Raw genomic sequence first — 7,964 nt, 5'->3', positions numbered from 1 at the left:
CCCCCCCGATCTGGCCGTTGACCTGCGGGGCGTGCACAAGTCCTTCGGGAAGGCGCACGTGCTCAACGGCGTGGAGCTGCAGATTCCACGCGGCGTGATCGCGGGTTTCCTGGGTCCCAACGGGTCGGGAAAGTCGACGACCATTCGCATCCTGCTGGGGTTGCTGCGAGCGGACTCCGGAACCGCGACCGTGCTCGGCCGAGAGGCCTGGGGTGACGCCGTGGGGGCCCATCGTCACCTGGCCTACGTGCCCGGTGACGTGAACCTGTGGCCCGGACTGACCGGTGGCGAATGTATCGACCTGCTGTGCCGGATGCGCGGTGGCACGCGACAGGGGGCAGTAGCGGAACTGACCGATCGGTTTCAACTGGACCCCCGCAAGAAGTCGCGTGCGTATTCCAAGGGCAACCGGCAGAAGGTAGCCCTGGTCGCCGCGCTCGCCTCGGATGCGGAATTGTTGGTCCTGGACGAGCCCACCTCCGGGTTGGACCCGCTCATGGAGCGTGAATTCCAGGAGGTGGTCCGGCGGCGCCGTACCGACGGGGTATCCGTGCTGCTGTCCAGCCACATCCTCTCCGAAGTGGAACAGCTCTGTGACACCGTAGCCATCATCCGCGAGGGCACCGTGGTCGAGCAGGGTCGTCTGGAGGAAATGCGGCACCTCACCCGCGTGACCATTGATGTAATCACGGCCCACGACCCCGCGCTGCTCAGTGACGCTATGGGCCTGCATCATCTGCAGGTCCACGAGATGGCTGAGGGGTTCCACATCACCGGACAGGTGGAACCCGCAGCCTTGCAGGATCTCCTCCCGGGCTTGCACAGTCTGCACGTGCGTCAACTGAACGTCGCCCCCGCCTCACTCGAGGAGTTGTTCATGCGCCACTACCGTGCGGAACCGGGCGCGTCATGACACGCGAACTGCACGGCACGGTCACCCTGCTGCGGTTGGCACTGAAACGTGACCGCGTCCGCCTGCCCGTGTGGCTCGTTGCCGTGGGGTTGCTGCTGGCCGGGGGCGGGCAGGAACTCGCACAAGTCTTTTCGAGCCCCGAGGAACGCCAGGTGCGCGCCACCCTCATGGGCCAACCGAGTGGCATCTTCATGGGCGGCCCCGGCTACGGCCTGGACGACTACACCGTGGGGGCCATGATGGCCAATGAATACACGCTGTTCATCGTGGTGGCCGTCGCGATCATGGCCCTGCAGATGGCCGTGCGGCACACGCGGGGCGAGGAGTCCGCCGGGCGGATCGAATTATTGCGCTCCACTCGGGTGGGGCGTCACGCGGCACCCGCGGCGGCAACACTCATGCTGATCATCACCGCCGCATTGATCATGCTGGTGTGCGCCGGGTCGATGCTCACCCTGAACCTGCCCGTTCGGGACAGCGTGGCCTACGGCGCGGGAATCGGCCTGCAGGTGTTGGTCTTCGGCGCGGTCGGATTACTGTGCGCGCAGTTGTCCGCCACTCCTCGCGGGGCCATGGGACTCGGACTCGCGGTGCTGGGTGCGGCCGTGGTGGTGCGCGGGATCGGCGACATCATGGAGCTGCACGGCAGTTGGCTCTCCTGGTTCTCTCCCATTGCCTGGGCGATGCAAACGCGCGCCTTTGTGGAGCTGCGCTGGTGGCCGCTCCTGCCGGCCGCGGGGCTCTCCGTGGTACTGATTCTGGTCGCGATGGCCCTGCAGTCCCGCCGCGACCTGGATGCCGGACTGCTGCCGCAACGCTCCGGGCGAGCCCACGCCGCCGGATACCTGCGCGGGCCGCTGGGCCTGGGGCTCAGGCTTACCCGTACCTCCAACCTCACATGGTTGATTGCTCTGGTGCTCCTGGCCGTGACCTACGGAACCTTGGCGCCGTCCATGCGCGATTCGTTCGGAGACCTCCCGCCGTCCTACCAAGCGCTCATGGGTGGCTCGGAGCGCGCCGTCCAGGGGTATCTGGATCTCGCCATGACCACCCTGGCATGCGGTGCAGCAGCCCTCACGGTGGCCCTGGTGTCCCGGCTCCACAGCGAGGAGACGGAGACTCGCACCGAACTGGTGTTGTCGCTCCCCGTTGCTCGGATTCGCTGGTTGCTGAGCTGGTGGGCACTGGCTCTTGTCGTGTCCGCCACGGTACTGTTCCTGAGCACCCTGGTCCTGGCCGCCACCACGGACGCGGTGATCACGGTCGACTCCGTGTATTCGGACCTCCTTCTGACCTGGGCCACGTACCTTCCGTCCCTGGCCCTGCTCACGTCCATCGCCGTGCTGGTCTACGCCCTCGCCCCGCGCCTCACCGCGCTCGCGTGGGTGCCGGTGATTTTCGTATTGGTCGTCGCCATCCTGGGGCCGCTCCTGAACGTTCCGTCCTGGCTTGCCGATCTCTCGCCGTTCCATCATGTGGCACGCCTGGCCAATGATTCCGCCGCCGACGCCGCCGCTCTCACCTGGGTCACGACGGCCGCCGTTCTCGCGGTTGCCCTGGCATTGGCCGCCTTCCGCCGCCGCGATGTTCCGGGGCGTTAGGTGAGCCCGGATATGTCATCGCTCGTGATCCCGAAAGGAACGGGACCGTCTATCTATTGACTTTCGATAGGTTTCAACCGAGACTCAATCTATGCTGTCGGAACGCTGGGCGGTCACGCCCCTCAGAATTTTCTTGGCGATACTTTTCGCGGTCCTGCTTCTACTGCAGGTCATGTCCCTTCCCGGGCAGTTCGCCCACATGGCCCAGGAGTCACCGGAGATGGCGCATCTGCGGTGGCCGCTGACCGCCATCACGGTGTTCTGGGTGGTGTGCGCTCAAGTGGTGGTCGTATGCACCTGGAAGTTGCTGACGTTGGTGAGCAGTGATCGCATCTTCACGCCATCCTCCTTGAAATGGGTGGATGTCATCATGTGGGCCATTGCTGCGGGGTGGGCCGTGCTGCTCGGCGTGTTCCTCGTGGTGGGGTTCAACGCCCATGATCCCGGGTTACCCCTCCTGCTGTTCCTCGTTCTGACGAGCGTCACCGTGCTGGGGCTGCTCATGGTGGTGATGCGAGCCCTCCTCCGCCAGGCCACCTCTCTGCGCACCGACATGGAAGCGGTGATCTAATGGCCATCATCGTGCGCATTGATGTGGAACTGGCCAAGCGGAAAATGAGTGTCGGGGAATTCGCGGATCGCGTGGGCCTGACCCCCGCCAACGTGGCCGTGCTCAAGAACGGCCGCGCCAAAGCTGTACGTTTTACTACGCTGGAAGCCATGTGCCGCGTGCTCGAATGCCAGCCCGGGGATCTCCTCGAATGGGAGGAGGACTGAACCGCACGGGGGATTCTTACGGTTCGGGCGTTACGGCGCCGCTCCCGCTCATCCCCTCATCCCGCTCACTGCGCACCGACCCCAGCCGCACCGCGTGATCGGCCAGCTCCGCCACGTCGTCCGCGTCGTGCGTGATGATCACCGCGGTCCGGTCGGTGAGCACCCGCTTGAGCACACTCCTGATCTCCGGGCGGGCGGTCACGTCCAGGGCGCTGAGGGGTTCGTCCAACAGCACCACGTCCGGCTGCGCGGCCAGCACCCTGGCAATCGCGACCCGCTGCGCCTGCCCGCCTGACAGCTCGTCCGGCCTACGCTGGGAGAACCGTTCTGCACCAACCTCGCGCAGCCACCCCGTGGCCCCCTTCCGGGCCGCCGTTCGGGACACTCCCTTGCACCGCATCCCGAACGCCACGTTGTCCAGCACGCTCAGGTGCGGGAACAGTCGCGCCTCCTGCGCCATGAGTGCGACCCCCCGTTTGTGGGCCGGAACCCAGACCATCCGTTCGTCGGCCGCCACAACGACGACGCTGCGGTCACCGACCCGCACACGCCCCGCAGTCGGGGTCAACAGGCCCGCGATCACGGCGAATACCGTGGACTTGCCCACCCCGTTGGGCCCGGTCAGGGCAACGGTCTGTCCGGATGCGACGCTCAACTCGGCGGCGGTTCCCCTCTCGGCTACGACCACGTGAGCATCCAGCCCCACTCCTCCCGCGGCCCTCGGCGGAGCATGCCCCGCTGAGGTGAGGCCCGGGTGGGGCGGGGCCTCCCGGTCGGCGGTGTCATCCTCTGTCCCACGGGTCGCCATCGACGGGGCGGATGCCCGCTCCGAAACCGCCTCACGCGCCCATCGGAAGAGTCCGGTGCGGAACCCGGCGCCGCGGCGTCGTCGGGAGGGCGCGCTGAGGCTCACCACGAGCAGCGCCACGACCACGAGCAGCAACGAGAGCGCCACGGCCGTATCCGGGTCCACCTCGCGCTGAAGGTAGATCTGCAACGGGAGGGTGCGCGTGACCCCCTCCAAACTGCCGGCAAAGGTGAGCGTGGCCCCGAACTCCCCCAGGCAGCGCGCGAAAGACAGCGCCGCGCCGGACAAGAGCGCCGGCGCAGCCAGCGGAAGGGTGACGCGCAACAGCGTGCGGGTGGGGGACGATCCCAGGCCCGCGGCGATCTCCTCGTAGCGGGTGCCCACGGTGCGCAGTGCCCCCTCGAGGGCGACCACCAGGAAGGGCAGCGCCACGAAAGTCTGGGCCATGACCACCGCCGTGGTCGTGAAAGCGATATCGATACCGAGTACCCGTAATGACGGCCCCAACAATCCCATGCGGCCGAACGTGTACAGCAGCGCGATACCACCCACCACCGGCGGTAGGACCAGCGGCAACAGCACCAGGGAGCGAAGGAGCCCCAGCCACCGGCCCTGCCAGCGAGCGAGCACCAGCGCCAAGGGACACCCCAGCGCGAGGCACAGGAGGGTGGACACGAACGCCGTGCGCAGGGTGAGCAGCAATGCGGTGACCGACGCCCGGGAGGTCAGCAGCTCGGGCAGTTGAGCCCAGTCCACCCGCAGGATCATGCCCAGCAGCGGCAGAAGCACCAGTAGCGCCCCGAGAGCGGCCGGGACGACCACCCACCGGGGCGCGCTGTGGAAACCTCGGCCGATCACGGCGCGCCGAAACCGGCCTTCTTCAGGCCCTCCTGGCCCTGCGGCCCGGTGACGAGCTTCTCGAACTCGGCGGCCAACTCGGTGTTCTTCGCATCCTTGAGAGTGACGATCGGGTATTTGTTGATGGCCTGGTCGGCCTTGGGCAGGCCCACGGTCGTGACTTTGTCCCCGGCCGACTTGGCGTCGGTCACGTACACGATTCCGGCGTCCGCCTGACCGGAGGTCACTTTACCGAGTACGTCCGTGACGGAACCTTCCTCGCTGACGGGTTCGAGAGTCACACCATTGACCTTCTCAACGGTCTGGGTGGCCGAACCACACGGCACCTCGGAGGCACACGTGACCAGCTTGACCCCGCCCTTGCGCAGATCCTCGAAAGAGGTGATGTCGGCCGGATTATCCGCGGGCACCACAATGGTCAGCGTGTTGGTCGCGAAGATCGTGGGCTCGCCGTCATTGAGCTGGGCGTCCGTCAGCTTGGTCATGTTTTTTTGATCCGCCGATGCGAACACGTCCGCCGGTGCGCCCTCGGTCAGTTGCTGCACCAACCCGGAGGAACCGCCGTAATTGAGCGCCACCGTGGTGCCCGGGTGGGCTTCTTCGAAATCCTTACCCAGCTGGTCGAACGTGTCCGCCAGGGATGCCGCCGCGTAGACGGTCAGCGTTCGATCGCCGTCCGACGACGCCGCCGCGGGCCCGCCCGCATCCCCGCCACCGCTGGTCGGTGATCCGCATCCCGCGAGAACCGTGCCCAGCACGGCGGCAATGGCCGCGACCCTGAGAGCCTTCACCCGGCGCGTCATGGTTGAGGCGCCGTTTCTATCGAGACGGCTGTGGCCTTGACCACGGCCGTGGCCACCGATCCGGGTTCGAGGTTCAGTTCCCGAACTGCTTCGGTGCTGATCAAAGACACGATGCGATGCGGACCGCACTGCAGCTCGACCTTGGACATGACGGTATCGGATACCACGGAGGTCACCAGCCCCACCAACCGGTTGCGCGCCGAGCCCGCGATCACTGCAGGATCCTTGGGATTCGTGGCCTGCTTCTTGGCAAGCTGCGCCAGCTCCAGTCCGTCCACCCCGGTGTGGCCGGACGGCCCGTTGAGCTTGGTCAGGACTCCCTGATCGATCCACCGCCGGATCGTGTCATCACTGACGCCCAGGAACAGCGCGGCATCCGCCACTCGAATACGTGTCATGACCCCACAATATCCGCACTTGCGGATTCTTTGCGGGATCTATTCCGTAAATGCGGATAGTGGGCCCGGGCAACTCGCTTACTCGTGGGTGAAGTTCGCCGTGCGCTTCTCACTGAAGGCGGCCATGCCTTCCTTCTGGTCCGCGGTGGAGAACAGGCCGTGGAACACGCGGCGCTCGTACTGCACACCCTGCTGGAGGGTGGTTTCGTAGGCCGCGTTCACGGATTCCACGGCATGCTGAGCAACGGGTTTGGACAAGCCTGCAATGGTACGAGCCACGTCGTTGGCGGTATCCAGGAGCTGATCGGCCGGGACCACACGGGCCACCAGACCGGACCGTTCGGCTTCTTCCGCGTCCATTTGGCGGGCGGTCAGAATCATGTCCATGGCCTTGGCCTTACCGATCGCGCGGGTCAAGCGCTGAGTGCCACCCATTCCGGGGATCACTCCCAGGTTGATCTCGGGCTGGCCGAACGTGGCGGTGTCTGCGGCGATGATCAGGTCGCACATCATGGCCAATTCGCAACCACCGCCCAATGCGTAGCCGGCCACGGCGGCGATCTTGGGGGTGCGCAAGCGGGCGAAGACATCCCATGATGAGAAGAAGTCCATGCGGTACATCTCGGCAGCCGATTTGGTAGCCATTTCCTTGATGTCAGCACCCGCGGCAAAGGCCTTTTCGGAACCGGTCAGGACAATGGCGCCGATGTCCGGGTCTCGGTCGAGCTCGGTGGCGGCGGCGACCACGTCATTCATGGTTTGCTCGTTCAAGGCATTGAGCGCCTTGGGCCGGTTCAAGGTGATGACGCCCACGCGACCGTCACGGGTCACCACAATGGTCTCGTACTCGGTGTTTTCACTCATGTGACCAGCATCTCATGCGGGCCAATGATCAGCCTCGAGGAGCAGTGGTGCGGGCATGAAACGCCTGCGAAACACTGGCGGGCTACGATGTCCGCATGCGTGAATTGCAGGCTCAGATCATTTCCGAACTCGGCGTGAAACCGCAGATCGACCCCGCCGCGGAAGTGGAACGCCGAGTGGACTTCCTGTGTGATTATTTCCGGGCCGCCCGCGCGCGAGGCTTTGTCCTGGGGATCAGCGGGGGTGTGGACTCCACGTTGGCCGGCAAGCTGGCCCAGCTGGCCGTGACAAAACTTCGAGCCGAGGGCGAGGACGCCCAATTCGCGGCCATGCGGCTGCCCCACGGCGTCCAACACGACGAGGACGACGCTCAGGCCGCTCTCGCCTTCATTGCGCCGGACCGCACGATCACCTTCGACGTCGCCCCGGCCGTGCGTGGTTTCGAGGAGGCTTACGAACCGGCTATCGGAACGGAACTGACTGATTTCACCCGGGGTAACACCAAGGCGAGGGTGCGCATGACGGCCCAGTACGCCGTGGGCGGGGACAACAATCTGCTGGTGATCGGCACGGATCACGCCGCGGAATCCGTCACGGGATTCTTCACCAAATTCGGCGACGGCGGCGCGGACCTGTTACCGCTGGCCGGTCTGAACAAACGTCAGAACCGACAATTGCTTGATCACCTGCGAGCCCCGGAACCGTTGATCTCCAAGGCACCCACCGCGGACCTGCTCGATGACAATCCTGGTCGCACGGACGAGGACGAACTGGGACTGTCCTACCACGACATCGACGACTACCTCGAGGGCAAGGAGGTCGCCACCGAGATCGCACAGCAGCTGGAAACCATTTTCATGCGGTCACGTCACAAGCGCACCGTGCCCGTGACTCCGGCCGATGACTGGTGGCGTTCCGAGTAATCTTGCGGAGAATTTCGGC

General features: G+C 65.6%; 9 protein-coding genes. 5 read left to right on the top strand and 4 right to left on the bottom strand.

What is annotated here, in order from left to right; genetic code table 11:
• The 4 genes from AC3ENJ_RS08365 to AC3ENJ_RS08350 all read left to right on the top strand — a co-directional run.
• On the top strand, nt 1–913 hold a 913-nt coding region (locus tag AC3ENJ_RS08365; protein ID WP_431813694.1), incomplete at its 5' end, for an ABC transporter ATP-binding protein.
• The gene (locus AC3ENJ_RS08360) at nt 910–2,514 is read left to right on the top strand and encodes an ABC transporter permease (protein ID WP_431813693.1); all 1,605 of its coding nucleotides are present in this window, start codon (nt 910–912) and stop codon (nt 2,512–2,514) included. The genes AC3ENJ_RS08365 and AC3ENJ_RS08360, both read left to right, overlap by 4 nt.
• Before the next feature lie 91 nt (nt 2,515–2,605).
• Complete coding sequence (locus tag AC3ENJ_RS08355; protein ID WP_431813692.1) at nt 2,606–3,085, top strand: DUF2975 domain-containing protein; 480 nt, start codon at nt 2,606–2,608, stop codon at nt 3,083–3,085.
• A complete protein-coding gene (locus AC3ENJ_RS08350) occupies nt 3,085–3,291 on the top strand; it encodes a helix-turn-helix domain-containing protein (RefSeq protein WP_190780909.1) in 207 nt (68 codons plus the stop codon). Before AC3ENJ_RS08355 ends, AC3ENJ_RS08350 begins: the two co-directional genes overlap by 1 nt.
• A gap of 16 nt (nt 3,292–3,307) precedes the next feature.
• On the opposite strand, the gene AC3ENJ_RS08345 is transcribed toward AC3ENJ_RS08350, so the two are convergent.
• The 4 genes from AC3ENJ_RS08345 to AC3ENJ_RS08330 all read right to left on the bottom strand — a co-directional run bounded on the left by AC3ENJ_RS08345 (nt 3,308) and on the right by AC3ENJ_RS08330 (nt 7,022).
• Nucleotides 3,308–4,921 carry an ABC transporter permease gene (locus AC3ENJ_RS08345; RefSeq protein WP_431813691.1) on the bottom strand — a complete coding sequence of 538 codons (1,614 nt, stop codon included), beginning with the start codon at nt 4,919–4,921 and terminating at the stop codon, nt 3,308–3,310.
• Between the two features lie 32 nt (nt 4,922–4,953).
• Complete coding sequence (gene modA / locus AC3ENJ_RS08340; protein WP_431813690.1) at nt 4,954–5,760, bottom strand: molybdate ABC transporter substrate-binding protein; 807 nt, start codon at nt 5,758–5,760, stop codon at nt 4,954–4,956.
• The gene (locus AC3ENJ_RS08335; protein ID WP_190780910.1) at nt 5,757–6,158 is read right to left on the bottom strand and encodes a TOBE domain-containing protein; all 402 of its coding nucleotides are present in this window, start codon (nt 6,156–6,158) and stop codon (nt 5,757–5,759) included. Before AC3ENJ_RS08335 ends, modA begins: the two co-directional genes overlap by 4 nt.
• 78 nt (nt 6,159–6,236) lie before the next feature.
• Nucleotides 6,237–7,022: an enoyl-CoA hydratase gene (locus AC3ENJ_RS08330; RefSeq protein WP_190780911.1), complete on the bottom strand. Its 786-nt coding sequence runs from the start codon at nt 7,020–7,022 to the stop codon at nt 6,237–6,239.
• Nucleotides 7,023–7,117: 95 nt separating this feature from the next.
• Between AC3ENJ_RS08330 and nadE the strand changes: the two genes are divergently transcribed.
• Nucleotides 7,118–7,945, top strand: coding sequence for an NAD(+) synthase (nadE, locus tag AC3ENJ_RS08325; RefSeq protein ID WP_190806572.1), 828 nt, complete (start codon nt 7,118–7,120; stop codon nt 7,943–7,945).
• The last annotated feature ends 19 nt before the right edge of the window (nt 7,946–7,964 follow it).

Source organism: Kocuria sp. cx-455 (genome assembly GCF_057707085.1).
The sequence above is the reverse complement of the archived record's forward strand: the minus strand, read 5'-3'. Positions and strand labels throughout refer to the sequence as shown.